The following is a 26724-nucleotide window of genomic DNA, read 5'->3' as shown; positions in this document are numbered from 1 at the left end:
AAGCCTCCTTACTTCGCCCAGATGTAGAAACCGACGACAAAGAATTGAATCATCCAAATGATCATGATCCAGATTGCGATGGTTCCCATTTTGTTGACTGCAGCACTTGGTGTGTACACTCCGACTGTTTGCCCGGTTTTCCAGGCAATGGTGAGGAAGTAAGCCAGTACTGAACCACCCACGATGGCAAAGGTTAGGAAGAACAGGCCTGTTGAGTACCAGTCCATGACGACTTTGTAGTCCATGAAGTCATAGTGGAAAAAGTCGTTCAGGATGCCGTAGCGCAGCATTTCGCGAGAAATCGCAACCACCAATCCAACAACCAGCGCCATTGGCAGTGCCATGTAGCTGCAGAAGTTGGCTTCACCTTTCAGGCGCAATTGAGCCCATACCGCATAGAAGATCACAGCGATACCACCGGCAATTCCCCAGAACGAGGTTGCAAAGTCACCAGCCGTTTCAGGCAGGGTCATCATCCAGGCAACATAAAGAACAGTAGAAATCACTGAACCGGCTTTAATCCATTTTTTACCGACTTCAGCGGCCCAGTTCAGGTAGTCGTGATCGGCATCTTCACGCACCATCTTAAAGCGACGGTAAGTCACTAACATGCCGCCGGCAACCGGTACGGCCAAGCTGATAAAGAAGGCAAAACGCCAAGGGTTATAAGCATGCAACGCGGAACCGGAATAATCCAGAACACCGTTTTGGATATACCACTCTTTCCACAGTTCGGGGTGCAGGATCTGAGAGGTTAGGCTGTGCATGATGAAACCAACCACCAGCATCAAAACCAAGCTCAAAATCATCGCCCAGCGGGATGTTGGCTGTACGGTTTTATCTTGGTTTTTGCCGTTGACGAAGTAAAAGTAATACATCGCCCAGTAAGCCAAAATCAAAATAATGATAAAGCCGATAACCCAGTTGGCAGATAGGACGTTAGACGTATACCAGTGTGGGTCATAGACCACCTGTACAAACAGCAGTGGTGCAACCCCGACGACAATCGCTACCGACACCGAAACCTTGGCGATTTCCAGCATGGCAGCTCCTAGACGGCGCCAGTATGGATTGCTGTTAAATGCGCCGTAGAGGGTGATGGCCGAGGTGCCCAACATAAGCTGAACAAAGAGAATGTGCAGCGCGAAGGTCAGGACCCCCAGTCCGATAAAGATAATCGGATAGGTTGGGACGCCTGCCGGGTTGCGCAAGGCATACATCATTTCTGTGACTTGTGAAACTTGAGAAGCGTCCATTATTTCACCTCCTGTGCTAGATCAAGCGTAGCGACTTTATCCTGCGCTTGCTTTTCGGCTAGAGCGCGGTTGCGTGCTTCCACTTCTTGTTTGATGGCCACTTTGGTTGCTTCCGGACCACTGTTGTTATTCATCACCAAGTAGGCGGAAAGCGCTTTGACTTCCGAATCCAGCATCGGCATTTTGGGCATATAGGCGATGTTGCCAGTGGTCAGCACACCTTTAACATACTTTTCCATGCGTTCTTGCGTGACACCGTCAGGGAAATAGCGGTGTAGAGGACGGATACCGGTCTCGCTTGGTGAGTGGCAGTTAGAGCAGTAAGTCATGGCGATGAATTCACCTGCCTGGATCATATTACCGTCATTTACTTCGCGCAGATGCTCCGGGGTGAATGGGTGCGCTTTCAAAATCCCGACTTTTTCAATAATCGGCAGTTGGGATTTGATGTCCATACCAGGAACATCGCGGCCGATGACCTGATTTGAGTAGACATATTGACCGGCTACCCAAGGTTTACGCATCGATTCACGTGCGGTCTCTTCAGGCCACAGACCGGCGACCAGGATGGCGACCGACATGAATCCGGCAAACCCTTGCACCAGTGTCTGTGGACGCAGCATGGTGATGATGAAGTAGGCCAAAGTCCCTGCCAGTACTGCTACGATGCTTGGTACGAAGTATTCTGGCAAACGGTTTTCCATAACCAGCAACGCCTGATCTGGAACCGACGTTAAGTACCACTGAAGCAGAGCCGCTCCGATAAGTGTAGAGATAATCCCTAACCAGCCGAGTTTACGCGCCATCTCCTTTTTGAATTCAGGATCTTTGATGCCGGCAACCACAATGCCGCCCACCACGGCGGTGATCGTGAACATAAACGCCATACGCATACCCAACTGGATAAAGGTGTTGGTGCCGTAGAAGCCGTTTAGGTATCCGCCTTCTTCAAACCAAATCTCTTTACCTGGAACCATCATAAATGACAGGATCCCAACGATGATGACCATTGTGGCCAAAGAGGCGATTCCGAAAATAACCGAAATCTTCATGTGGGTTTGCTTGTCAACGCGACCGACGAGATAGACGATCATGTAAACACCGACCACTTCGATGACGAAGAAGACCCATTCAGTAGCCCATTTCCACACAAAGGAGTGAATCAGTGCACCAATTCCGTTAGGGCTGGCGACGGTGGTGGAATACCAAATTCCCGGGCCGGTAATGGAGCCCGCGACGTAGGTGAATACCAGCAAGAAAAGACCGTACTTCTTAATGAAGTCCAGCAAGTCTTCGCGATCCTCGCGATAAGCCTTATGCGAGAGATAGGCAAAAAGCAGGGCCGCCCCTACTGAGGTATGTGAGGCCAGTACATGGAAAGTTGCGATCAGGGCAACCACCCATCCCGAGCCGACCATGGGTTCATACCAGGTTGGATAAAGGCTAATCAAATCCATTTTGAATTTCCTTATAATTAGTGAAGTTTATGCTGTATAAGTGGTACTTATAGCTAAAGACTATTCTAGAATGACCGCACAGGAATGGAATTCAAAAATTTTTATTAATGAGACTATAAAAAAATTATGTTGATAAAAGCGTGCTAAGGTGAATCGGAAAGTTGAATTCGGTTCCAGCTGGATAAGTTTCCACCGTTGAGTGTCAGTTTAGTAAGAAATGTTACGCATTTCTATGCTTGAGTTTGAAGGTTATTTGACATTTGTCAAGTTTTTGATCGAAAGTTGATTGAAAAGGTGGAGAGGCTAGGAGCAAGCGAGCACAGACGTTCAACAGAGACAACTTACGCGGAGGCTTGAAAGAATGTTGTCTCTGTCAGGGAAAAGAGGGCGGGATAAAACAGGCAGCGAAAAGCCTTGTTACAGAGAAAATTGGGCTTTGGCTTCTGCATTAACCAATGGCTTCAGGTCGGTCTCAAACAGGGGTTCGGTTTCCCATTCGCCTTCGCTGATGCGCGTTAACACTTCAGCCGTCATCGCCGGTGATTGGCCGCAAATGACGGCAAGGCGCCCGCCCAAGTTCAATTTTTCTTTGTAGGCTTGTGGAATTTCGGCCACTGACCCGGTTAATACAATGACGTCATACTGTTTGCTGTCCGCCCAATCTTCACTGCCATCACCAATGTAAAATTCAATGTTGTCGAATTCTTTTAAGCGTTCTTTGGCGATCGCTTGCAGGTCTTCATGGATTTCAACCGTGGTGACGGATTTTCCAAGTTTGGCCATCAATGCGGTTAAAAAACCGCTTCCCGTTCCAATTTCAAGAACCGTATCACTGTCATCAATGTCCACGGCTTGCAGCAGTTTGGCTTCAATCTTAGGGGCCATCATCACTTCGCCGTGACCGATGGGCAGTTCGATGTCGGTGTAGGCCAGCGCACGGTTGGCGTCATCAACAAATTCGTGACGAGGGGTTTCAAGAAATTGATCAAGCACTTTTTGGTCAAGAATGTCCCACGGGCGAATTTGTTGTTCTACCATCAAAAAACGAGCTTGATCGAAATTCATAACGGGTTCCTTTCAGTTATTCCAATCCCAAGCATGCGCTCTGTTATGTTAATGCTTGGAAAAGCCAATAAAAATAAGTTCAGCCGATCATTATATCTAAAAAAACCGTTTAATAGGTACTCTATTTGTATTCTGTCGCCTTTAAACTGCTCCTGGTTTGTTGGAGGCAGGGAACACATAAAGCAATAGATGGCGTACGGTGTGTGGCATTTGATGCTATGCTTTTGTTTATGAGTATGGAGTTCATTTATCAATGCCTTTCCGGGATTCAGAGGGCTCGTTTTCCTCAATTAAGCGAGGTCGAGCGGATGCCGGTGCGGTACGAGGACAGTACCAATCAGCTGTGGCAGGCAAAGTGTGTATTGCCAGATCAGGGAGAAGAGGTTGAGGCCGTCTTAAAGCTGTGCTCGCAGTCGGTGTTAGATCAATCCCCTTTTTGGATGGGGATGTCACAACTCTTTGGATTGAAGTTTGCCTTGCAGATGGGGCGTTATGCCGAAGTGTATCGTCTGCTTGAGCAGTGGGGAGGATTGCCTGTTCCAAGACTATTGTCGGCGGCAGGCGCCCAAACCGAATCTTGTGGTTGGTTATTAGCTGAAAAAGTGGAAGGGGGGGCTGTCGCAGAAGTGGTAGGCCTTGTAGAAGTTTCCATGTTGGCGCAGCACTTAGGCTTGTTGCATCAACAACGTTCCCGGCACTTTGGTCCCTTGTTTGAGCCGACTGTTGAGGCTGATGATTGGGGCAGGAAGGTGGTGGCCACCATTCAGGAATTGGCGGAAAGCTTAAAAGTGGATGTTCAAGCGTACGCCAAGCCGTTGCATAGTTTTGAACAGGCCTGGTCGAACCGGCCTGCTGAGTTTGTGCCGATTATGCCGGATTTACGCTGGGATCAGTTTTTACGCCATGCTCACCAGCTGGTTTTGGTGGATGTGGATGCCATGGTGTGGGGCGCGCGCGAGTTAGAGTGGGTGATGCTTGAATATCTGCTGGATGAACAGCAGGCGCAACTCTTTAAGCAGGAGTATGAGATACTTGCTTCTGTTCCGGTGATTGGCGAGGACAGAACAGTCTATCGATTGCTGTTGTTTTTAATGAATGTGTTGGGCGAATCCTCTTTAGAGGCGTGGATGAACGCGCCAACCCGTTTTGATTAAATTAGCTGCTCTGAGTTCGGGTTTGGAAAAGCTTTTTCCAGTTATAGTAACCGACAATGGCCAAGATCAGGTATACGCCGAACATGATAATGGTGATGTGGAAGCCGGTTTGCCAGTAGAGTGCGATGGCGGCACTGTCGATGATGAGCCAGTAAAGCCAGTTTTCTAAAACCTTTCTCGCCATTAAGACCGTGTTCATAACGGAAAAAACGGTGACAAAGGCATCGAGAAACGGCAGGCGTGAATGCAAGACGTTATCGATATAAAAACCGGTGGCGACGGTCAGCACTGCTCCGCTGACGATATAGATAATATGAAACCGAACAGGCCTGGTGGAAATGCGCAGGTCCTCTTTTTGATCTCCATGCTTGCGCCAGAGCATAAAGCCGTACACGGCCATGAACAGATAGTAGGCATTCAATAGTGCCTGCATCGGCAGCTGACCTTCCCAAAATAACAGGGTGTAGATCAACGTGCTGACAAAGGCCGTTGGCCAGCACCAGATAGACTCTTTTGCGGCGAGAATGACATATAAAATGCCCAGTGTCGTCGCAATCCACTCCCAGCCCGAGAGGGCGGAAAGCAGTGTGCTTACGGTTTGCAGGAAAGGCTCATTCACAAGCGTTAATTACCGCTCTGGAACGGTCGGTTCCGACGAGTTTGAGTACAAATACCGTTTGCGGCAGTTTTTCAAGTGCGATCAGTATTTCTTCATTCAATTCCGCCATGACGGTGCGGTATTCGCCGAATACCTGTGTGCTCATGCTGTTACGCTCCACCTTCAGGTGCGGGTTTTGTTCGATGCGGTCAATGAAGTCCAGGATCGGTTGGCAGTACTCTTCTTGAAGAGGATACATGCTGATGTCGATGGATACTCTCATAAATCAATCCTCATGATCGTTTTGGATTTGTTGAGCTCGATAACAGGGCTTAGTTTAAAGGTTATAAGCCCTGCGGGTTTTCCGGATCAGTAGTCCCAGGAGACGGTTAGGCCAACGGTACGTGGTTCGCCTTTTTGAGTGTAGGTGGCCGGATCGTAGCCCCAGTCGCCATTAGAGGAATCATACTCCAGGCTTGGGTCAATCCCAAAGTGGTAGCCGCGTACATCGTATTCGGTATCGGCGAGATTGCGTGCCCACAAGGTAAAGGTCCAGTCACCGGTCATGTATTCCAGGCTGGCATTAATCAGGTGATAAGCATCAGAGCGAGCATTGTGACTGTTGGAGAAGTAGAACGCGTCCTTACCTTCAATGTTGGCGCTGGCAATCCAGCCTGGTGCGAAGTAGTACTCTCCGCCCAATGAGAATTGATAGCGAGGCGCATGCGCCTGTTCCCGGCCATCCAGGCTGATGGTGTTAGACGTGTCGTTTGGATCCACGTAGGTGTAATCGGTGAAAGTGGCGTTAAGCAACCCAAGCGAAGCCAGAAGGCGCCATTCACGATTGATGCTCCAATCGATCTCTGTTTCTAAGCCATAATGTTCGCCTTGAGCGGCATTGTCCAAATAGATGGTGAAGTCTGGCGAGCCATCTTTTTGGGTTGAGCTGTTAACCTGCTGGTCGTTACGCTGCATGTAAAACACGGTTAAGCGGGTTTTTAAGCGATTGTCGAGCATGGATGAGTTTAATCCGGTTTCCAGATTCCAGAGGGTTTCGGTGTCAAACGCGATTTTGTCTTCCGGCAGTGAGGCGTCGTCATTCACGCCGCCGGCTTTATAGCCGCGAGACAGGGTGACAAAGCCAAGGTGCTCTTTATTGATTTGGTGTTGCAGGCCGATTTTGCCACCATACAGCAATTCGTCGGTGTCATGGCTGAAGCCATAGGAATTGCGGTAATCCGCTTCAAACTGTTCGGCACGAAGGCCGACGGTCAGTGTGGTTTTGTCGTTGAGGTGGTGGTCCAGCTGACCATACAACGCCGTGTTGGTCGTTTGGTAGCTGCTGGACTCTTTGCCGCTCGGGGAATCCACATAAGGGTAGGTGCGATGCAGGTCTTCATCTTGTTTAAGCTGATAGAAACCCGCCACCCAGTCGGTGGTATTGTTGAAAATGCGACCTTGGTCGGCGGAGAGGAAACGCATATCAATGGAACGGTTCTTGCGATCTCTAAGGTATTGATCGAACGCGCTGTAGCCGCCGGCATACTGGCCGTCATAGGTCCAGTCATCATCATAGCTGTATTCCAGTTCGGAATCGGATTGGGTCAGCGTGGTTTCCATGGTTACCGACGGGTTAATGTCCCAGGTCGCTTTAAATGCCAGGGCATCTGATTTTAAAGTGTCTTTTCCCGGTTGGTCGGTTGTGGTGGTGAAATCATTGTCAAAACTGAATGCGTCGTAGCCGTTATCCATATTGATATGCAGCGCTTTCAGATCCAACGTTAAGTCATCGCTGGCCAGCCATTTCAGATGGGCGCGGCCGGTTAACTCATCCTGGTTCTGAGTGTCTTCACGATCCAGATAGGTGTTTTCCATATAGCCGTCCGAGACGTGCTTGTGAATGGCAACGCGGCCTAGTAATTTATCTTTGATTAAAGGTCCGCCTACAGCAATTCCGGTGGAACGGGTGTTGCGAGATGCAATGCTTTGTTCAATGTGCGCTTCGGTATGATTGGTGGGCTCATTGCTTTCCAGTAAAATCATGCCTGCAAGTGCGTTGGCGCCAAAACGCGTGCCCTGTGGGCCGCGAAGGATCTCTACCTGTTTTGTGTCAAACAGGGTGCCGGCCGCGCCACTGCGGCTGTAATCAATGCCATCGATAGAAAGGCCAACGGATGGGTTGATCGGGGTTGAAAATTGACCGCGTTCACCGATTCCACGAATTTGAACGTACTTGTTCCGAGAAGCTCCGCTTGCCGAGTTAACGTTAGGGGCTAAATTAAGGACGTTTTCCAAGTGTTGCGCCGAGCGCTTTTGCATCTCTTCGGAGCTGATGACGCTGACGCTGGAGGCGGTTTCTTCCAGTGCATGCGGACGAAAGTCGGCGTTAACGGTAATGGTGTCGAGTTGCTCGGCATAACTTGATGTGCAGCCAAGTGCGGCTAGAGCAAAAACAAGTGGTTTGCGTTTCATTGGAAATTCCTTTTAGTTATCTAAAAGGACAGGAAGAGCAGATCAGTGAATCGAACGAATGGAACCTGTTGATTCAAAAGGTTCTTTTGAATGTCGTATGCTGCGGCCTGTCCCTACGCCAGTATTAACTGGATCAGGTTCTTAGGGTTCCTTCTTTAAGCGAAGATCTCAGGCTGTAACGCCACCCCTAGGCAAAAAGTGTTTTAAAATTTATAGATAATCGGTGCGGATTTTATCCGATTTTTATGTAAAAATTAACGCCTAATTGTCATTAGCCTATCTGTAAAATTAGCCATTTTGAATAATCGGCTTGAATATGGGGAAAATTTTGTGAGCGCAGAAGCGACAAACAAGCCAAATGTAAGTAAAGCGATCATTGAGCGTTTGCAGGCATTAGATGATCTTCCACATTTTCCAGATGCGTTGATGAAACTGGAGCGTCTGATAGCGAGCGGTGAAGATGTTCATGTTGATGATGTTGTACAGCTGATTGCATTGGACCCTCGTTTAGCGGCCGGTTTGATTGGCGTGGTGAATACGGCCAAGTATTCGATGGGTAAAAAGATCAGTGACCTGTCAGAAGCGGTAATGCGCATCGGTACCCAGGATGTGCGTTTGATGGCACACGCGATTAACTATAAGTCAACCTTTAAAACCAAGCCGCCATTCAGTGAGAAGCATTTCCTAAGACACGCTTTATTATCCGCTTTTGTGGCCCAAACCTTGGCGAAGGCGTTGCATATCAATGCGGGTGAAGCGTTTTTATGCGGTTTGATGCATGATATTGGCATCTATTTGCTGGCGGTGGAAGATCGCGAAAAATATTTGGAAGTGATGCGTTTAACCGACTACCAGATCAGCCGATTGGCACCGGCAGAGTTTCAAGTATTTGGCACTCATCATGCCATGATGAGTGCGCGTCTGTTGCAGCAATGGAAGTTCCCTCAGGAAGTGATTATGGGGGTAGCGAATCACCATACGCCGGAAAAAGCCGATGGCAAATTCCAAACCCATGCTTACCTGACCTATTTGGCTGAACAGGGCGCTTTCCGCTTGGATGTGGAAAACGGTGTTGCAGATTTAAGTGAAGAAGAGCGTGATACGCCTTCCTCCCAATTGATGGGGGCGCTTGGTTTTTTTGGTCTGGAGTTGGAACAGTACGACGAAATGCTGCAAAAGGCGCGTGAAACAGCCGAGCAGGCCGGAATGCTGTAACTTTTAGCTTAACTTGCCTAAACTGAGCGGGCCTGCTCAGTTTCATTTTATTCGATTCAAGTGAATGAATAATCCATCAAATCACGCTTGAATCCCTTACATGTCCACATAAGAAAATGCTAAAATATTCAGCTTGATTTTTAATTTGTACGCCAAAGAGAAGAATTCGATGCCAATCATAACTTTACCTGACGGTTCTACTAAAACTTTTGACGAAGCGGTCTCGGTCATACAGGTGGCTGAAAGCATTGGTGCGGGCTTGGCAAAAGCGACCATTGCTGGACGAGTAAACGGTGAGTTGAAAGACGCCTGTGATTTGATTACACAAGACGCTTCTCTGGAAATTGTCACCTTGAAAGATGATGATGGCGTACACATTATGCGCCACTCCTGTGCACACCTGTTAGGGCACGCCCTGAAACAGCTTTATCCAGATGTGAAGATGGCGATTGGTCCGGTGATTGAAAACGGTTTCTATTATGACATCGATATGGAGACTAAAATCGGGCCGGAAGATTTGAAGGTGATTGAAAAACGCATGCAGGAGTTGGCTAAGACTAAATACCCTGTGATCAAAAAAATGACGCCGCGCGATGAAGCGATTGAGATTTTCAAATCACGTGGCGAAGACTATAAATTGGAATTGATTGCCGATATGCCGGCCGAAACCGAATTTGGTTTCTACTATCACGAAGAATACATTGACATGTGTCGTGGGCCGCACGTTCCAAATATGGGATTCATTAAGGCGTTTAAGCTGACACATGTCGCCGGAGCTTATTGGCGTGGTGATTCTGAAAACAAGATGCTGCAGCGTATCTATGGGGTGGCCTTCGCCAGTAAAGACGAGCTAAAAGAATACTTGCATATGATGGAAGAGGCTGAAAAACGCGACCACCGTAAGCTTGGCCGTCAGTTGGATCTATTCCATGTTGAAGATATTGCGCCGGGAATGGCGTTTTGGCATCCGAAAGGGACTACTCTGTACCGCATCGTTGAAGACTACATGCGTGAACAGTTGGTGATGAATGATTATGAAGAGATCCGTACGCCGCTGATTATGGATCGCGTATTGTGGGAAAAGTCCGGCCACTGGGATAAGTTCAAAGACAATATGTTTACCACCGAAACGGAAAACCGCGACTATGCCGTAAAACCGATGAACTGTCCTGGGCATATTCAGGTCTATAACCGTCATCTACACAGCTATCGTGATCTGCCGATACGCATTGCGGAATTCGGTTTGGTACACCGTAATGAGGCTTCCGGTACCTTGCATGGTTTGATGCGTGTTCGTTCCTTTACCCAGGATGACGCGCACATTTTCTGTACCGAAGAGCAAATCGAACAGGAAGTGCAGGCGTGTATCGATTTGGTTTTCCAGACGTATGCCGATTTTGGTTTTGACAATATTGCCGTCAAATTCTCGACTCGTCCTGAAATGCGCGTTGGATCGGACGAGGTGTGGGATCTGGCGGAAACGGCTTTAGAAAACACCTTGAAAAACGCCGGTCTGGATTATGCGTTGCAACCGGGCGAAGGCGCTTTCTATGGCCCTAAGATCGAATTCCAGTTAAAAGACTGTATCGGCCGCGTATGGCAGTGTGGAACGATTCAATTGGATTTCTCGATGACTCAGGCGGAACGTTTAGATGCCGTTTACGTCGGTGCCGACAACGAAAAACACCATCCGGTCATGATACACCGTGCCATCCTGGGTTCGCTTGAACGTTTTGTTGGTATTCTGGTTGAGCATTATGAAGGGAAATTCCCAACCTGGTTGGCACCGGTTCAAGTTGTGATGGCTTCGATCTCAGAAGTCCATAATGAATATGTGGCCGATTTCGCTAATAAATTGAAAAAACATGGGTTTAGAGTCGAAACAGACTTGAGAAATGAGAAGGTTGGGTTTAAAATTCGCGAACACACTATGCAACGCGTACCTTATATTCTGGTCGTCGGTGATCAGGAAATGCAAGACGGTACCGTGAATGTTCGCGCCCGCGGCGGTAAAAATATGGGCAGTTTCAGCTTTGAAGAAATGGTTGACCTGCTTAATCAAGATATCGCCAACCTGGGACGTATTGTCGAAACGGCATAGTGAATCTGTTGCATTATTAATTGGAGGGTATTGCCATCGCAATCAGAAGAGGTCGTGGAAGACCACAGCAGCCAGAAGCCCCAAAAGACAGAATTAACAGGGCTATAACAGCAAGTGAAGTTCGCTTGATTGATGAAAATGGAGAGCAATTAGGTGTTGTTTCAATTGAACAGGCTCTGAATGCTGCCATGGAAGCAGAATTAGATTTAGTCGAAATTTCTGCAAAATCCACTCCGCCGGTCTGCCGGATTATGGATTATGGTAAATACCTTTACCAGCAACAGAAAAAACAGCACGAAGCGAAGAAAAAACAGAAGCAAGTGCAGGTTAAGGAAGTTAAGTTTCGCCCGGGAACTGAGGAGGGAGATTATCAGGTCAAACTACGCAACCTGATGAAATTCCTAGATAAGGGAGATCGCGTCAAGGTAACCATTTGGTTCCGTGGCCGTGAAATTACCCACAAGGAACTGGGATTGAAAATGTTGGAGCGCGTTCGGGATGACATTCAAGAGGTTGCGACCGTTGAACAAATGCCGAAAATGGAAGGCCGTCAGATGCAAATGATGGTGGCTCCAGCAAAAAAAGGTAAGTAATCTCAAACGATTGCTGCCATACAACAACTGGGACGGATTCTTGAATTCGTTACCGGTGCAGCTCCCTCAGTGCTGTTCGTTGTTCCGAGTAAGGCCGTTTTCGGATGGCCTGTGTTAAAACTGAAAGCAACCTCTAAAGATGATAATCCATAAGGGTTGCTAAATGCGGAGTTGGATTCAATGCCAAAAATTAAATCAAACAGTAGTGCTGCAAAGCGCTTCAAAAAAACCGGTTCTGGCCGTTTTAAGTGCAAACAATCTCATCTACGTCACATTTTGACTAAGAAATCGACTAAGCGTAAGCGTCAATTGCGTGCCGCTAGCATGATTCACGATCACGATGTGGCGATGGTTCGCCGTATGTTGCCATATAGCTAAGGAGATTGAATAATGGCTAGAGTTAAAAGAGGTGTTATCGCTCGTCGTCGACACAATAAGGTTTTAAAACAAGCAAAAGGTTATTACGGTGCACGTCGCAAGGTTTTTCGTGTTGCTAAGCAAGCCGTAATCAAAGCAGGTCAATATGCTTACCGTGACCGTCGTCAGCGTAAGCGTCAATTCCGTCGTCTATGGATTGCGCGTATCAACGCTGCGGCTCGTATGAACGGTATGACGTACAGCCGTCTGATCGATGGTATGAACAAAGCTGGTATCGCGGTTGACCGTAAGGTGCTTTCTGACATCGCTATTCATGATGCGGCGGCATTTACTGCGATCGCAGAGAAGGCAAAAGCAGCACTGGCTTAATCGCTTGCGTTGTGCTGTCTGACCAGACATCGTTTCTGGTTGACTGCAACCCAATAGGGGGCATGAGTTAGGAATGTAACTTTTGTCCCCTATTTTTTTTTGATTCTTTCCTGCGTTGGAAAGATACGCGATAAGCGTATAAAACAGGGTATTTAAGCCGGTCGGGAGAGCCAGAGGCTTACGTATGTTGTTTTATCGCTTATTTATTATGGAGCCTGAAAATTCCATTTAGTGCGAATTGGCTAGGCTCCTTTCAATCGATTCGTAAGGCATCTCTTAATTATGCAAGAAAAACTTCAAGCCATTATTTCGCAAGCTCAGGAAGCTATAGACGGTGTGTCGGAGCTGACTGAACTTGATGAGATTCGCGTCCGTTTTCTCGGTAAAAAGGGTCTTTTGACCGACATTATGAAAACATTAGGACAGCTTTCTGCTGAAGAACGTCCTAAAGCTGGTCAACAAATAAACGAAGCTAAACAGACAGTACAAGCGCTTATTAACAATAAGAAAAAGGCATTGGATGATGCCAAGCTGGCGAAACAGCTGGCTGAAGAGAAGATCGATGTCACTTTGCCTGGGCGTGATGTCGATCTGGGTAGTTTGCATCCTGTTACGCGTACCTTGCGCCGCATCGAAACGCTGTTTTCAAAAGCCGGCTTTGATGTAGAAACGGGTCCAGAAATTGAAGACGATTGGCATAACTTTGAAGCGTTGAATATTCCGGAAACCCATCCGGCACGTGCGATGCATGATACCTTCTATATCAACGAAAATACGGTTCTAAGAACGCATACTTCTGGCGTGCAAATCCGTACTATGGAGAATAAGCAGCCGCCGATGCGTATTGTGGCACCGGGGCGAGTTTATCGATGTGATTCCGATCAAACACACACGCCGATGTTCCATCAGGTAGAGGGGTTGATCATTGAAAAAGATGCAAGTTTTGCTCAGTTGCGTGCGCTGTTGATCGAGTTCTTGCGTCAATTCTTTGAGGATGAAAACCTGAAAGTCCGTTTCCGTCCTTCCTATTTCCCGTTTACAGAGCCGTCGGCCGAAGTGGATATTGCGACCAACCTGTTTGGTGATGGTCGCTGGATCGAAGTGCTTGGTTGTGGCATGGTTCATCCTAATGTGCTTAAGAATGTTGGGATTGATCCGGATGAATACACCGGCCTGGCATTTGGACTGGGAGTCGAGCGTTTAGCGATGTTGCGTTATAACGTTAAAGACTTGCGTCAGTTCTTTGAAAATGATCTGCGTTTTTTGAAGCAATTTAGTTAAAACGGGCCGGATGAGTAAGAGATATGAAATTAAGTGAAAATTGGTTAAGAGAGTGGACCAATCCTGAATGGAATACCAATGAGCTGGCCGAGGCATTGAGTTTGGCCGGTTTGGAAGTGGATGTTGTTGAGCCGGTTGCCGGAGCGTTTACTCATGTCGTCGTGGGGCATGTCATCTCGGTGGAGAAGCATCCGGATGCCGATAAGTTGAATGTGACTCAGGTTGATGTGGGCGAAGAGAAGCCGCTGCAAATCGTTTGTGGTGCAAAAAACGTTGTCGCAGGGATGAAAGCCTGTTGTGCCAAGGTCGGCGCGGTATTACCGGGTGACTTCAAGATTAAAAAAGCCAAACTGCGAGGTGTCCCTTCAAACGGTATGCTGTGTGGCGCGACCGAAATCGGCTTAGAAGATGATGGGGTGGACGGTTTGCTGGTGCTGCCGAATGATGCCCCTGTCGGTATGGATGTGCGTGACTATCTCGATCTAAATGACCATATGATTGATGTCGATCTGACGCCAAACCGGGCCGATTGTTTGAGTGTAGAAGGAATTGCGCGTGATGTCGCCGCCATCAGCGGCGCCGATTTTAACGTGCCGTTTTCAGCGGCTGAGTTGAACTTTAGCGGTGCTTGTTCGCAGAAAGTTACGGTTGAAAATGGACAGGCCTGTCCAAAATATTTGGGTTGTGTGGTCACAGGGTTTGATGCACAGGCGCAAACGCCGCTGTGGATGAAACAGAAGCTGCAACGTGGTGGTATCCGCTCGTTAAGCTTGGTGGTTGATATTACCAACTATGTGTTGCTGGAACTTGGCCAGCCAATGCATGCGTTTGACTTGGATAAGCTGCAAGGTGAGATTCAAGTTCGTCTGGCTAAAGCGGGGGAAAAGTTGGTTACTTTGGATGACAAAGAGCTGAACCTAAATGACGACACCTTGGTCATTGCGGACGATTCCGGTGCCATTGCTTTGGCTGGGATCATGGGCGGTTTGTCTACGTCAGTTACCGATGAAACCCAGTCTATTTTCTTTGAATGCGCGCATTTTTCACCCTTGGCGATTGTCGGTAAAGCGCGTCAATATGGACTACACACAGACTCTTCTCATCGTTTTGAGCGTGGTGTGGATCCAATGCTGCCTGAGCGTGCACTAAATCGCGCATTGCAGTTGTTTACCGAAATCGCTGGCGGAGAGGTCAGCGAAATTGTTTCAGTGGTGGATGATGCGAACTTGGCCAAGCCAGTGACCATTGAATTGCGACGTGAGACGATTGGTAAACGTCTCGGACTTCAGATTGAAGACAGTAAAGTCGAAGCGATTTTTGCCGGCCTTGGATTTGAGTGCGTGGCAACCGATTCGGGTTGGCAGGTTACTGCCCCGACTTTCCGTTTTGATATGGCGATCGAGATGGATCTGATTGAAGAGATCGGGCGAGTTTACGGTTATAACAATCTGCCGGAAACGCCGGTGATGGCGCCAATGACGTTGAATGAGTTGCCAGAATCCGAACAAGAATTGCATGCCCTGAAAACGGCGCTGGTGCAGCGTGGTTACAATGAAGTGATTACCTATAGCTTTGTGGAAGAAGGCAAACAACAGCTGTTGGCTCCGGATCTGCCTTATGTATTGCTGAAAAATCCCATTTCAGATGATATGAAAGCAATGCGTACCACCTTATTCCCAGGTTTGTTGCAAACCGTCGCCTATAACCAAAACCGTCAGCAGTCTCGAGTACGTGTATTTGAGAGTGGATTGGTGTTTTATAAAAATGAAGCGGATCCAACGGGGGCGACGCAAGTCCCGATGATCGGCGGTGCTATTGTGGGGGGTGTGGCTGATTCCGGATGGGATGAAGTGGCCCGCAAGGCGGATTTCTTTGACCTGAAAGGGGATGTTGAAACCCTGTTGCGAATGAGTCATCAGTTGGGAACCATCCGTTTTGAAGCGTGTCAGCATCCGGCATTACATCCTGGACAGTCTGCGGCCCTAATGAAAGACGGCAAGGAAGTTGGTGTGATGGGTAAATTGCATCCGCAACTGGCCAAACCGATGGGCGTCAGCGGCGATGTGTTCTTATTCCAAATTCGTCAGGATGCTTTAATGACGATGCAGGTACCGGCGGCACAAGCCATTTCTAAATTCCCGGAAGTTCAACGTGATCTAGCGTTTGTCGTCGACGATAAGGTGCCGGTTCAGGCGCTGGTTGATGCCGTCGTGGCCGTGGATTCGGATATTCTTCAAAAGGTGGAGATTTTTGATATTTACCGCGGACAAGGAATTGAAGAAAGTCAGAAGAGTGTGGCATTGACTCTGAAGGTTCAACATGCAGAGCGTACTCTTCAGGATGAAGAGGTTGACGCTCTGGTGGAGTCAGTATTGGCTTCAGCTAAACAAGCGGTGAACGCTGTTTTGCGATAAACAGTAAATATTGATTTAGACAGCATTGGTAAAAGCAGATCGGTTGGAGTTCTCTGGCCTCTGCGGATAACAATAAGGATAAAAAACCATGACTCTTACAAAAGCAGATATTGCACAAACACTGTCTGATACGTTTGGATTTAACAAACGTGAATCGAAAGAGATCGTAGAGCAATTCTATGATCAAATCAGTGAAGTGTTGGTTTCGGGTGAGCAGATTAAGTTATCTGGTTTTGGCAATTTCGAGTTAAGAGACAAATCGTCTCGTCCAGGACGTAATCCTCGTACCGGTGAAGATGTTCCCATTTCTGCCAGAAGGGTGGTAACATTTAAACCTGGTCAGAAACTGCGTGCACAAATCGATAATCATGGCGAAGCCTAAACCGGATACACAGCTGCAAATCGACCTCCCTGATAAGAAGTATTTTACGATTGGGGAGGTGGCTGAATTATGCTCTCTGAAGTCGCATGTATTGCGCTATTGGGAGCAGGTGTTTCCGCAGCTGGAACCCAGTAAACGTAGTGGCCGTCGCTATTATCAACGAAATGATGTTGAGTTGATCCTCGAGATCAGAAGTCTATTGCACGATCAAGGTTTCACCATTCCGGGGGCTAAAGCCCGTTTAGCTAAAAACCGGGTCAATCCAAATTCAGCGGATCTGCCTGAAGAAAAGCGCAGTGTTCTGGAACAGATGCAGACGATTCGTAACGAAATCAAAGAGTTCAGAAACTATATTAATCAGCGTTATTAACGTCTCTCCAATGTGTAGTGCTAGATTAATTTAAAAACCGGCCGGGTGCCGCCGCCTTAGTCAATCCCGCCTATTCGCTTAATCAGTCCAAGCACGCTCTACGGCTATTGTTTGACCCTACATCCCTGTAAAAAAATATGGATTGCTTGCTCCAGAGCCATATCCAGTTCCTTTTGTTGAATCTCCTCACCAAACAGAGCGCGTAACGTAAAGGGCCCTTTGATCATTTCCAGAAATTGGGAAGCGGCAAGCTGTGGGTCAATCAACTCTATTTTTCCGTTATCCAATTGTTTTTGTAGATACGTTGAGAGCATGCAAATAGCAGTTTGTGGTCCGTATTTATAAAAGATTTTTTGAATCTCCCCCTGGTCGAGGTTATTTTCTGTGACCACCAAACGATAAATGGCAATTCCATCGCGGGAAAGGGCTAATTTTTGCAGAGAGTTACCAAACTGAAACAGGCTGTTATGCAGGTCATCGGTCCAAAAATCGGCCCGATCAAACTGTGAAAACAGTTCTTTTGATTTCTTTTTGAATACCGCTTCAAATAATCCGAGCTTATTACCAAACAGTCGATAAAGCGTTCCTAAGGAACCGCCGGCAATTTTTACGATTTCGTTGACGCTGGTGCTTTCATAACCGTTTTCTAAAAAAAAGTGCTCCGCTACCTCAATAAATTTCTGTTGGCGGGCCAGTCCTCTTTTGGTTGTTGCTGGTACAGTGGCGGTTTTATTAACGGGTGCTTTCGACATCGATTTTCTCTTGGTTTGACGACTCTTGATTTGACGAATTGGGTATTCAATCTATTGCATTTTATTTTATGTGGTTATGATACCAAAAAGTGAAATTCTCTAATTGTGAATAAAGTGTAGTGTATGTTACACTTCTTTTTTATGACAAATTCAGTTTGAGGGAGATCCTATGTTCACTGTTTCCAAAACCTTGGCTCAAGTGGGCGCATGGCTATTTGCTGCAACCATGTTAATACCGGTCGAAGCTTATTCCGCTCAGGAAAAGGGTGAAGCCGCTGCACGTTCAGCAATGCCGGTCAATGTCCTGGAAGTGAAAAGTGAGGATAAGCCAGTCTTTTTCGAGTATCCAGGACGAACCCAGGCGGTTCAGCAAGCGACAGTCTATGCACGCGTCAACGGGATTCTGCAGAAGAAGTTCTATCAGGATGGCCAAACTGTAAAAGCGGGTCAGGTGTTGTATCAGATCGACGATCGCCGTTATCAGGCACTGGTAAATAAGGCCAAGGCCCAGGTTCAGGTCGCTCAGGCCAATTTAAACCAGGCGGAAAGGGAATACAATCGAGTCAGTGGGCTTTACAAGAAGAAAGCGGTGAGCGAGCAGGAACGAGATACGGCTATTTCCAGCCTTGAATTGGCCAGGGCGTCATTGGAAGGGGCGAAAGCGGCTTTGAACGATGCTCAGATCGACTTGGATTACACCAAGGTTAGAGCGGAGATTTCCGGCGTGACCGGTATCAAACAGCAGGATCTAGGGAATCTGGTCGGTACGGACGCGAACAACAGCGTGCTGACCACCATCACTCAGTTGGATTCGATTTATGTGGTGTATGCGATTCCGGATAGCCAACGCCTTTCTTTGCACAAACAAATTGTAGAAGGTAAGGTTCAAGTGGTCAGCGACGACAAATTGCGTGCCGAAATCATCAACGACAAGCAACAGGTATTGGCGAAAGGAGTTGTCGATTTTACCGACAGTAAGATTGATGCTGAAACCGGGAGTGTTCAGGCACGCGCGATTTTCGATAATTCAAATTCGCAGTTTCTGCCCGGTGAATTTGTTCGTTTGAGAGTGTATTCCGCAACGCGTAAAAACGTGTTTTCAATTCCGCAAAAAGCGGTTCTGCAAATGGGGCAACAAGCCTTTGTCTATGTCGTCAAGCAGGGATTGGCTGAGCTTTACCCAGTCGTTCTGGCGGCACAGGATGGTGAAAACTGGTTGGTGGAATCAGGGCTGGAAGACGGTGATCAGGTCATTGTCAGTAACCTCATCAAGTTGAGACCTAAATCCCCTGTGCAGATTTTGCCAGCTACGGCTTCAGTCGAGAAACAGAAAGCGCAATAATCTAAGCGGAAAAGGATAAGTCATGTTTTCGAGATTCTTTATAGACCGTCCGGTCATGGCCACGGTTTTTTCATTCATCATCGTGATTGCCGGTTACATGGGAATGAAATCGCTGCCTATCGCCGAATATCCTGAAATTGTCCCGCCGCAGGTGAGTGTGGTCGCGACCTATCCGGGAGCCAGTGCGGAAACCATCGCCGACACCGTCGCGGCGCCTTTGGAGCAGGCCATTAACGGGATTGACGATATGTTGTACATCAACAGTGTCACCTCCTCTTCCGGCACCTTGACCTTGACGGTTACGTTCGATATTGGTACCGATATCGATCAGGCTAACATCAACGTGAACAACAAGGTTCAGGGAGCTTTAAGCCGTTTGCCTGCCGAAGTTCAGCAATTGGGTGTACAGGTCAACAAAAAGTCTTCCAGTATCCTTAAGGTTATCGCGCTTTACTCCGATGATTCGAGTCTGGATACGGTCTTTATCGCGAACTATGGCCTGATCAATGTGCTGGACGATTTGTCTCGTATTCCAGGCGTGGGCGAGGTCAGACAGTTCGGTTCCAAGGATTATTCCATGCGTATCTGGCTGGATCCGAACAAACTGGCGAAGTTTAATTTGACTCCGAACGACATTTCGGCAGCGATCAAGGCGCAGAACTCTCAGTTTGCGGCCGGACGTTTCGGCCAGGAACCTATGGATAGAGCGCAAGCTTTCACTTATACGGTGACGACCGAAGGGCGTTTGTCTGATGTCTCTCAGTTCGAAAATATCATTCTACGCGCGGAAAAAGACGGTGCGATGTTGCGCCTGAAAGATGTTGCCAGAGTCGAGCTGGGCGCGCAAGCGTATAACTTCAATGCGACCTTTGACGGTAAGCCAACTGTGCCTATGGGGGTGTTCCTGCAACCAGGCGCGAATGCCTTGGAAACGTCCAAGTTGATCGACGCAAAGCTGGAAGAACTCGCGGCGAAATTTCCGAAAGGCCTGTCTTATGCTGTGCCTTACGATACCACCGAGTTTGTCGAGATCTCCATTAACAAAGTTATCTATACCTTGCTTGAAGCACTGGTTCTCGTTGTTCTGGTGGTGTTCCTGTTCCTGCAGAACTTCCGTGCGACTTTGATTCCGGTTTTGGCGATTCCGGTTTCGATTATCGGAACCTTCATCGGTATGTACCTGCTTGGTTTCTCGATCAACCAGTTAACGCTGTTCGGTATGATCCTGGCAATCGGGATTGTGGTGGATGACGCCATTATCGTGGTAGAGAACGTGGAGCGCATTATGCGAACCTATCACCTGTCCGCACGTGAGGCGACGCTGAAAGCGATGAGCGAGATCACCGGTCCGATCATCGCCATCGTACTGGTATTGGCAGCGGTGTTCCTGCCGGTCGCCTTTATCGGCGGCTTGACGGGTCAGATGTACAAGCAGTTCGCCATTACCATCGTGATTTCGGTCACCATTTCCGGTATTGTCGCACTGACCTTGACGCCGGCGCTGTGTGCCAATATGTTGAAGTCGGGACATTTGGAGGAGGGCCGTTTCTTCGGTGCCTTCAACCGCTTCTTCAATTGGCTGACTTCCGGGTTCAGTTCCGGTGTCCGTCTGGTGATGCGTTACAGTTTGATCAGCGTCATTCTGTTCGGTGGTTTGATTGCCGTGACTTATCAGTCTTTAAGTCATTTGCCGAAAAGCCTGTTACCACAAGAAGATAAAGGAACGCTGTTTGTATTAAGCTACTTGCCACCGGCTTCTTCGTTGTCGAGGATGGAAGTGGTGCGTGATCAGGTAAGTGATACCTTATTGGCGCATCCGGGGGTCGAACACGCCATTAGTTTCGCTGGATTCGACTTGCAGACATTCACCCAAAAAACCGATTCGGCGGTTTCATTTGTGAAACTGAAACACTGGGATGAGCGTCAATCGCCTGAATTGTCGTCTGATGCGATTGTTGGACAGCTATTCGGCCAATTGATGGCCGTACCGGATGCCTTCAGTATCCCGATCGGCATGCCGACCATCATGGGGATGAGTATGACCGGTGGTTTTGAAGCTTATCTGCAAAACCGGACAGGCCAGGGGTCGCTTGCTCTGAGTAAGGTGACCGATGAGTTGATCGCCAAAGCGGCGGCACGTCCTGAGTTGCAACAGGTGCGCACAACCTTCTCGACCAAGGTTCCACAGTATGAGGTGGTATTGGATCGAGAGAAGGCACAGAGCATGCAGGTTTCCGCCAAAGAAGTATTTGCGGCCATGCAGGCCACGTTCGGAAGCTTGTACGTTAATGACTTCAACCTATACGGGCGTACCTACAAGGTGAATCTGCAATCAGAAGCCGATTACCGTGAAAAACCGGATGACTTGTCACAAGTGTTCGTGCGTTCGCAAACCGGTGAAATGATTCCGTTGAGCAGTTTGGTGACCTTCAAGCGTCTGACCGGAGCCGACGTTGTCGATCGTTTTAACCTGTTCCCGGCCGCTAAATTGATGGGGGAGCCGGCCCCAGGTTACAGCTCCGGTCAAGCGATTGCCGCATTTGAAGAGGTGGCCAAAGAAGTCTTGCCGGAAGGGTATTCGCTAGGCTGGGTGGGTGAAGCCTATCAGCAGAAGCAATCGGCCAGTGCCGGTAACCAGGCGTTTCTGTTTGGCCTGCTGTTTGTTTTCCTGATCCTGGCGGCACAATATGAGCGTTGGTCGATTCCGTTGGCTGTCATCACCGCGGTGCCGTTTGCGGTGCTAGGTGCGTCGATTGCCGTCTGGTTGAGTGGCTTGAGTAACGACATCTATTTTGAACTCGGGCTTCTGACCTTGATCGGTCTGTCGGCGAAGAATGCGATTCTGATTGTCGAGGTGGCGATGCAGGAACGTAAGAAAGGTGTGCCCTTGGTGGAAGCGGCGCAACATGCCGCCAAATTGCGTTTCCGTCCGATTGTGATGACCTCGCTGGCATTCACCATTGCGGCGGTGCCTCTGATGTTGAGTACCGGTGCCGGCGCCGCCGCCCGTGAGGCGGTGGGAACCGGATTGGTGGGTGGAATGATTGCGGCAACCGTTTTCGCTCCGTTGTTTGTGCCGATGTTCTTCCGCTGGATCGCCGAATTTTCGGAACGCATTTCCGGTAAAGAAGGGACTAAAATTGAGAAACCGGCCATCACACAGGAGTCAGAAAGATGAAACAGTTCACGTTGAATAAAGCGATGAATCGTACGGTGTTAAAACCGTGGTCTATACTGATGCCGATTTTGTTGTTGACGGGATGCAGTCAGATTCCGGTTTATGAAAAACCGAAAACCGAACTTCCGGAGCAGTGGCCACTGACCCAGACCCAGCAGCTGAAAAGCGTCGCTGCGGATGAATCGGTTTGGTGGCGGCAGTTATGTGGCGACTCGACATTGGATAAGCTGATTGCCGACGCACTGCAACACAATCAGGACATTGCTCTGGCGCGTGTGAATTTGGAAAAAGCGGTCTCAGTATTACGCCAGAGCCGCTCCGGACAGTATCCTGAACTGAATGCCAACGCTGGACTGGCTCGAATTCAGAGTAGTGACCAAGCTTATCCACTCCAGCAGGGGACCACTTTCGGTGATTTTTCTCTGGGGGCCCTATTGAGCTATGAAATCGATTTGTGGGGCAGGGTTGACGCTTCGGTGAAACAGTCCGAGGCGACGCTCAAAGCCACACAAGCTGATCAGCATACCTTGAAGCTGAGCATCAGTGCCGCGGTTGCCAAGGCGTATCTGAACCTGATGGCCCTGAATCAGAGTTTGAAGTTGGCGCAGAACACGGTGCAATCGAGAAAAGAGACGCTTGAACTGCGGCAGACCCAGTTGGAGTATGGAAGTGTGACCCCTTTGACGGTCTATCAGGCCGAATCCGAACTGGCTGCGGTGGAGATTTCGCTTCACCAGCTTCAGGAACAGCGTGACTTGCAGTTGCATGCATTAGGCGTCTTGGTCGGACGCTCACCGAAAGCTCTGGTCGAAATGTCCGCTGAAACAATGCCAACGGAATCTTTAGCCTTTACTCACAGCTTACCGATACCGAAAAGTCTGCCGTCGGACTTACTGGACCGCCGCCCGGACATTTATGCAGCCGAACAGCGTTTGATTGCCGCGAATGCCAATATCGGTGTCGCCAAAGCGGCCTTGTTCCCCTCGATCAGTCTGACAGGCCTGTTGGGCTTCCAGAGTGAAGCCTTGAGCCATCTGTTTGATGACGATTCGGTCATGTGGAACGCGTCGGCTGGAATCAGTGCGCCGATCTTCGACTACGGCCGCCGTCAAGCCATGGTTCAATACAGTGAAGCGGACAAGAAAGCGATGGTGATCAATTATCAGCAGACGGTTCGTAACGCTTTCAGAGAGGTTTTGGATGCCTTGACGCAGTTGGAAGGCAGCAGTAAGCAGCTTGAAGCTCAGAAGCGTCAGGTGAGCGCTTTGAAGCAGACATTGGACTTGGCGAAGAATCGTTTCGATGCCGGTTATTCCAGTTACCTGGAAGTACTGGACGCTCAGCGCAACCTGTTCAATGCCGAATTGGCTGAAGTGACCATGAAGCTGAACCATTCCAGCGCCTTGGTCAGCCTCTATAAAGCTCTGGGCGGTAGCTGGTTAAAAGCGGAACCAAAGCCTTGATGTAATTAAACCTTATAGGGAGTGCTTGCATTTCGCAGCTGGATCGCGCGCAATGAGAAGATAAAAAAACCAGTCAAAAACAGGCAGGCCTGGTTGATTTGTCGCACAAACTCCCTATAATTCTAACTCTCTTATATCGGGGTGTAGCGCAGTTTGGTAGCGCACCACACTGGGGGTGTGGTGGTCGCAGGTTCAAATCCTGTCACTCCGACCATTTATATATAATAAAATCAATAAGTTATATTGGCTTTATTTCTGATTTATCCCAAAAACATCCATTGAATATGCATATATGTGGGGCGATTTTATATTGTCTTACCCGCTTGTCACCATATTCTTGCCTTCCGCTTTGGATTGGTACAAAAAGTTATCCGCTCTGATGTAGATGTCGTCTTCATCATCGAGCTCCTTGACTTCGGTGACGCCAAGACTGATTGTGACCGCATTTTCATGCAGTGTTAATTGTGCATTAATGGCTTCGCGTAACTTTTCAGCCGCCTGTGCGGCATTGTGCACACTTGTTTCTGCCATGAGAATGACAAACTCTTCACCACCAATCCGGAAGAGATAGTCATTTTCCCGAATGGAGGTTTGAATCAACTCGCTGAGATTGATTAGAACCCGGTCGCCGGCCTGGTGGCCGAAGGTATCATTGATGGCTTTAAAATTGTCGATGTCAAAAATGACAAAAGAGAAAGTTGAACCGTAACGTTTATTTAAGGATAAAAGTTCATTCAATTTTTTCTTAAACGCCTTTCTGTTTTGCAGTTGGGTTAATTCATCGGTATAAGACTTTTCGATCAACAGCTGCTCTTTTTTCCACAACTCGGTATGGTCGGCCATCGTCATGAGCAACTCTTGTTTATTGGGCATGAGTGCCATCGAGATATTCAACAGTTTGACAGAGCCGTCTTTGCTAATAAATCTTACTTCGGTATTTTCACAGGTGCCTTTTTGAATAGCAGTGAGATAGATATTACCTGCCTTTTCCTGATCGTCGGGATGCGCTAATTCATCGAATTGTTTCTGTTGTAGTTCTGGAAAGCGGTATCCCAGGATTTCCATCAACTTATTGTTGGCCTTGATGAAGCCATGCTCTAAATTGATCAGGCCTATACCTTCCAGAGCTGAGCTGAAAATGGTTTCCAGTTCGTTGCGCTGTTCAAGAATCAAAGCGTCCTGCTGTTTTTTCTCGGTGATGTCTCGGACTGCGGCATAAACAAACCGTTCATCGCCGATTTCCACCAGATTGGCTGTGATTTCAGCCGTATATTCTGAACCGTCTTTACGGGTATGGGTGCGCTCTACGGTAATCGCTTGATTTTTCTGTGAGAGGGCATCGACAATGCCTTGAAATTCTGCTTCAGTGATCTCTTTATCCCAGTCAAAGACGGTGAGGTTTTTCATTTCATCATCTGTGTAGCCGAGCAGCTCATGGGTTTGTTTGCTGTATTCAACCAGTCTGCCATCGATAGACATAATGAACAGGGCGTCAGAAGCATTGTTCATCAGCGTGTGATATTTCACTCGCTGTTTTTCCAAGTCCTGCTGCGCCAAATATTGTTCGCTGACATCGTAGATGCTGCCTACGGATTTTTGGTAGCGACCGGTTTCATCATAATAATGAACAGCTCGTTCTTCGACATATTTAATATGGTCTTCAGCGGTGCGGATTTTATGGGTTGTGAAATAAGGCCGTTGGTTTTGAATAGAGTGTTGGAAAGTGGCGTTCAAGGTTTCCGCTTCGGCAGGATCGAGATGGTTGAGAAAATCAGCATATGAGATTTTTTGCTGGTAATCGCCGATTTCGAAGATGTCGTAGGTGCCTTCGCTCCAACTTAAAAACGGGGCGCCGTCTATGTATTCCCAAAATCCAATTTTGGCCACTTTGGACGCTTCGTTTAATGAATCATGAAGTTTTTTGAGCTCCTGATTTTTTCTCTCCAGCTGAAACTGAATCTCTTTAATATGGGTGATGTCGGTATGGGTGCCTGAGAAACGGGTTGGTTTGCCGTCCAAATCACGTTCAACAATACGCCCTCTGTCGAGAATATAGCGCCATTTGCCGTCTTTATGCATCATGCGGTGCACGTTTTCGTAAAGCTCGGTTTTGCCGTCCATGTGTGCCTGCAAATCTTCATAACACTTTGGCAGATCGTCCGGGTGTACTCTGGATTCCCAGGATTCCACTCTGGGTTCGATTTCTGAAAGCTTGTAGCCCAACATCTCGGCCCAGCGTTCGTCAAAAGTGACTTCATGGGTTTGCGGGTTCCAGTCCCATAAGCCTAAACCGGTGCCGGATAGAACCAGTTCCAGGCGGATATTTTGTTCGGTAAGCTTGGTTTCATCCGCAACATAGCCGTGATATTCAATGACCTCGCCAGTCTCATTACGAATGATTTTGGTATGGTCATAGACATAACGGTATTGATTGTCCGCCCCCTTAACGCGGTAAATTTCATGGCTAAATTCATCTTTTCCCGTTCGCACCGCATAGCTGAGTGCTTGTTTGACTTTGGCGAGGTCATCCGGATGGATAAGGGATGCATAATCAACGTCACCGCTTTCAAAGTCTTCGCTTGCATAGCCGAGAATTGGAAAAATACTTTCAGAAACGCTTTTGACTCGCCAGTTTTGGGAGGCGTCCCAAACGAAAAAGATGATTTTTCCCGAATGGATATCGCTGTTGTATAAGGTTTTCACTATGGATCTACTTTGGGATTTTTGACCGTTTTATCTTCGATTCTAGAGCGTTTTATTCAATAACTCAATGTAAAGACGCTAACCCTTTGAGACGATTGATTGGTAGGGGGGTAGTGGTTTTGTATAAATAACAACGCAAAGTCGGTGGCATGCGGGATGATGATGGTTAAGCACTTTAAGG

At 48.0% G+C, this 26724-nt stretch carries 21 protein-coding genes, 1 tRNA gene and 1 riboswitch; of the genes, 14 read left to right on the top strand and 8 right to left on the bottom strand.

Translation table 11 applies throughout. From position 1 onward, the window contains the following. Nucleotides 1–8 precede the first annotated feature (8 nt). From QCB44_RS06890 to QCB44_RS06880, 3 genes are all read right to left on the bottom strand, one after another. On the bottom strand, nt 9–1256 hold the full coding sequence (locus QCB44_RS06890) for a hypothetical protein (RefSeq protein ID WP_279408890.1): 1248 nt from the start codon (nt 1254–1256) through the stop codon (nt 9–11). Further along, complete coding sequence (locus QCB44_RS06885) at nt 1256–2713, bottom strand: cytochrome c (RefSeq protein ID WP_279408889.1); 1458 nt, start codon at nt 2711–2713, stop codon at nt 1256–1258. The genes QCB44_RS06890 and QCB44_RS06885 overlap by 1 nt, the downstream gene beginning before the upstream one ends. A gap of 417 nt (nt 2714–3130) precedes the next feature. Continuing rightward, complete coding sequence (locus QCB44_RS06880; protein WP_279408887.1) at nt 3131–3778, bottom strand: protein-L-isoaspartate O-methyltransferase; 648 nt, start codon at nt 3776–3778, stop codon at nt 3131–3133. Nucleotides 3779–3981: 203 nt separating this feature from the next. Here QCB44_RS06880 and QCB44_RS06875 point away from each other — a divergent pair, with 203 nt between their 5' ends. Further along, complete coding sequence (locus QCB44_RS06875; protein WP_279408886.1) at nt 3982–4932, top strand: hypothetical protein; 951 nt, start codon at nt 3982–3984, stop codon at nt 4930–4932. A 1-nt stretch (nt 4933) separates the two neighbouring features. On the opposite strand, the gene pnuC is transcribed toward QCB44_RS06875, so the two are convergent. The 3 genes from pnuC to QCB44_RS06860 form a co-directional block, all read right to left on the bottom strand. Next, nucleotides 4934–5551 (bottom strand): nicotinamide riboside transporter PnuC, encoded by a 618-nt coding sequence (gene pnuC / locus QCB44_RS06870; RefSeq protein ID WP_279408884.1) that lies wholly within the window; start codon nt 5549–5551, stop codon nt 4934–4936. After that, entirely contained in the window at nt 5544–5813 is a 270-nt protein-coding gene (locus QCB44_RS06865) for a hypothetical protein (RefSeq protein WP_279408881.1), read from the bottom strand. The genes pnuC and QCB44_RS06865 overlap by 8 nt, the downstream gene beginning before the upstream one ends. A gap of 86 nt (nt 5814–5899) precedes the next feature. Continuing rightward, nucleotides 5900–8002: a TonB-dependent receptor gene (locus tag QCB44_RS06860; protein WP_279408879.1), complete on the bottom strand. Its 2103-nt coding sequence runs from the start codon at nt 8000–8002 to the stop codon at nt 5900–5902. A 92-nt stretch (nt 8003–8094) separates the two neighbouring features. Then, nucleotides 8095–8201, bottom strand: a riboswitch (TPP riboswitch). Nucleotides 8202–8332: 131 nt separating this feature from the next. Between QCB44_RS06860 and QCB44_RS06855 the strand changes: the two genes are divergently transcribed. The 9 genes from QCB44_RS06855 to QCB44_RS06815 all read left to right on the top strand — a co-directional run bounded on the left by QCB44_RS06855 (nt 8333) and on the right by QCB44_RS06815 (nt 17105). Beyond that, nucleotides 8333–9217, top strand: a complete 885-nt coding sequence (locus QCB44_RS06855; protein ID WP_279408877.1) for an HDOD domain-containing protein — start codon at nt 8333–8335, stop codon at nt 9215–9217. A gap of 169 nt (nt 9218–9386) precedes the next feature. Continuing rightward, a complete protein-coding gene (gene thrS / locus QCB44_RS06850; RefSeq protein ID WP_279408875.1) occupies nt 9387–11318 on the top strand; it encodes a threonine--tRNA ligase in 1932 nt (643 codons plus the stop codon). A gap of 41 nt (nt 11319–11359) precedes the next feature. Beyond that, nucleotides 11360–11911: a translation initiation factor IF-3 gene (gene infC, locus QCB44_RS06845; protein ID WP_347710092.1), complete on the top strand. Its 552-nt coding sequence runs from the start codon at nt 11360–11362 to the stop codon at nt 11909–11911. A gap of 180 nt (nt 11912–12091) precedes the next feature. Beyond that, the gene (gene rpmI, locus QCB44_RS06840; protein WP_279408873.1) at nt 12092–12289 is read left to right on the top strand and encodes a 50S ribosomal protein L35; all 198 of its coding nucleotides are present in this window, start codon (nt 12092–12094) and stop codon (nt 12287–12289) included. A gap of 12 nt (nt 12290–12301) precedes the next feature. Continuing rightward, the gene (gene rplT / locus QCB44_RS06835; RefSeq protein ID WP_279408871.1) at nt 12302–12658 is read left to right on the top strand and encodes a 50S ribosomal protein L20; all 357 of its coding nucleotides are present in this window, start codon (nt 12302–12304) and stop codon (nt 12656–12658) included. 282 nt (nt 12659–12940) lie between these two features. Next, nucleotides 12941–13939: a phenylalanine--tRNA ligase subunit alpha gene (pheS, locus tag QCB44_RS06830; RefSeq protein WP_279408870.1), complete on the top strand. Its 999-nt coding sequence runs from the start codon at nt 12941–12943 to the stop codon at nt 13937–13939. A gap of 23 nt (nt 13940–13962) precedes the next feature. Then, nucleotides 13963–16353 carry a phenylalanine--tRNA ligase subunit beta gene (pheT, locus tag QCB44_RS06825; protein WP_279408869.1) on the top strand — a complete coding sequence of 797 codons (2391 nt, stop codon included), beginning with the start codon at nt 13963–13965 and terminating at the stop codon, nt 16351–16353. Between the two features lie 88 nt (nt 16354–16441). After that, a complete protein-coding gene (locus QCB44_RS06820; RefSeq protein ID WP_279408866.1) occupies nt 16442–16735 on the top strand; it encodes an integration host factor subunit alpha in 294 nt (97 codons plus the stop codon). Beyond that, nucleotides 16722–17105, top strand: coding sequence for a MerR family transcriptional regulator (locus QCB44_RS06815; RefSeq protein ID WP_279408864.1), 384 nt, complete (start codon nt 16722–16724; stop codon nt 17103–17105). The genes QCB44_RS06820 and QCB44_RS06815 overlap by 14 nt, the downstream gene beginning before the upstream one ends. A 104-nt stretch (nt 17106–17209) precedes the next feature. On the opposite strand, the gene QCB44_RS06810 is transcribed toward QCB44_RS06815, so the two are convergent. Continuing rightward, nucleotides 17210–17857 (bottom strand): TetR/AcrR family transcriptional regulator, encoded by a 648-nt coding sequence (locus QCB44_RS06810; RefSeq protein WP_279408862.1) that lies wholly within the window; start codon nt 17855–17857, stop codon nt 17210–17212. A gap of 169 nt (nt 17858–18026) precedes the next feature. Between QCB44_RS06810 and QCB44_RS06805 the strand changes: the two genes are divergently transcribed. The 4 genes from QCB44_RS06805 to QCB44_RS06790 all read left to right on the top strand — a co-directional run bounded on the left by QCB44_RS06805 (nt 18027) and on the right by QCB44_RS06790 (nt 24054). Further along, a complete protein-coding gene (locus QCB44_RS06805; RefSeq protein ID WP_279408861.1) occupies nt 18027–19199 on the top strand; it encodes an efflux RND transporter periplasmic adaptor subunit in 1173 nt (390 codons plus the stop codon). A gap of 22 nt (nt 19200–19221) precedes the next feature. Beyond that, nucleotides 19222–22377, top strand: a complete 3156-nt coding sequence (locus QCB44_RS06800; RefSeq protein ID WP_279408858.1) for a multidrug efflux RND transporter permease subunit — start codon at nt 19222–19224, stop codon at nt 22375–22377. After that, on the top strand, nt 22374–23840 hold the full coding sequence (locus tag QCB44_RS06795) for an efflux transporter outer membrane subunit (protein ID WP_279408856.1): 1467 nt from the start codon (nt 22374–22376) through the stop codon (nt 23838–23840). Before QCB44_RS06800 ends, QCB44_RS06795 begins: the two co-directional genes overlap by 4 nt. Before the next feature lie 137 nt (nt 23841–23977). Continuing rightward, nucleotides 23978–24054 (top strand) — tRNA-Pro (locus QCB44_RS06790). A 101-nt stretch (nt 24055–24155) separates the two neighbouring features. On the opposite strand, the gene QCB44_RS06785 is transcribed toward QCB44_RS06790, so the two are convergent. Next, complete coding sequence (locus QCB44_RS06785; protein ID WP_279408855.1) at nt 24156–26543, bottom strand: PAS domain-containing protein; 2388 nt, start codon at nt 26541–26543, stop codon at nt 24156–24158. Nucleotides 26544–26724: the final 181 nt, after the last annotated feature.

The sequence above is a fragment of the Thiomicrorhabdus sp. zzn3 genome, from assembly GCF_029767755.1.
Lineage (GTDB): Bacteria > Pseudomonadota > Gammaproteobacteria > Thiomicrospirales > Thiomicrospiraceae > Thiomicrorhabdus.
This window is presented reverse-complemented; position numbering and strand designations above follow the sequence as displayed.

Coding starts and splice junctions, on each gene's coding strand:
- QCB44_RS06815 (WP_279408864.1), top strand. CDS start 16,722: ATGGCGAAGCCTAAACCGGATACACAGCTGCAAATCGACCTCCCTGAT.
- QCB44_RS06860 (WP_279408879.1), bottom strand. CDS start 8,002: ATGAAACGCAAACCACTTGTTTTTGCTCTAGCCGCACTTGGCTGCACA.
- QCB44_RS06810 (WP_279408862.1), bottom strand. CDS start 17,857: ATGTCGAAAGCACCCGTTAATAAAACCGCCACTGTACCAGCAACAACC.
- QCB44_RS06800 (WP_279408858.1), top strand. CDS start 19,222: ATGTTTTCGAGATTCTTTATAGACCGTCCGGTCATGGCCACGGTTTTT.
- QCB44_RS06880 (WP_279408887.1), bottom strand. CDS start 3,778: ATGAATTTCGATCAAGCTCGTTTTTTGATGGTAGAACAACAAATTCGC.
- rplT (WP_279408871.1), top strand. CDS start 12,302: ATGGCTAGAGTTAAAAGAGGTGTTATCGCTCGTCGTCGACACAATAAG.
- rpmI (WP_279408873.1), top strand. CDS start 12,092: ATGCCAAAAATTAAATCAAACAGTAGTGCTGCAAAGCGCTTCAAAAAA.
- QCB44_RS06820 (WP_279408866.1), top strand. CDS start 16,442: ATGACTCTTACAAAAGCAGATATTGCACAAACACTGTCTGATACGTTT.
- QCB44_RS06795 (WP_279408856.1), top strand. CDS start 22,374: ATGAAACAGTTCACGTTGAATAAAGCGATGAATCGTACGGTGTTAAAA.
- QCB44_RS06865 (WP_279408881.1), bottom strand. CDS start 5,813: ATGAGAGTATCCATCGACATCAGCATGTATCCTCTTCAAGAAGAGTAC.
- QCB44_RS06885 (WP_279408889.1), bottom strand. CDS start 2,713: ATGGATTTGATTAGCCTTTATCCAACCTGGTATGAACCCATGGTCGGC.
- QCB44_RS06805 (WP_279408861.1), top strand. CDS start 18,027: ATGTTCACTGTTTCCAAAACCTTGGCTCAAGTGGGCGCATGGCTATTT.
- pheS (WP_279408870.1), top strand. CDS start 12,941: ATGCAAGAAAAACTTCAAGCCATTATTTCGCAAGCTCAGGAAGCTATA.
- pheT (WP_279408869.1), top strand. CDS start 13,963: ATGAAATTAAGTGAAAATTGGTTAAGAGAGTGGACCAATCCTGAATGG.
- thrS (WP_279408875.1), top strand. CDS start 9,387: ATGCCAATCATAACTTTACCTGACGGTTCTACTAAAACTTTTGACGAA.
- QCB44_RS06890 (WP_279408890.1), bottom strand. CDS start 1,256: ATGGACGCTTCTCAAGTTTCACAAGTCACAGAAATGATGTATGCCTTG.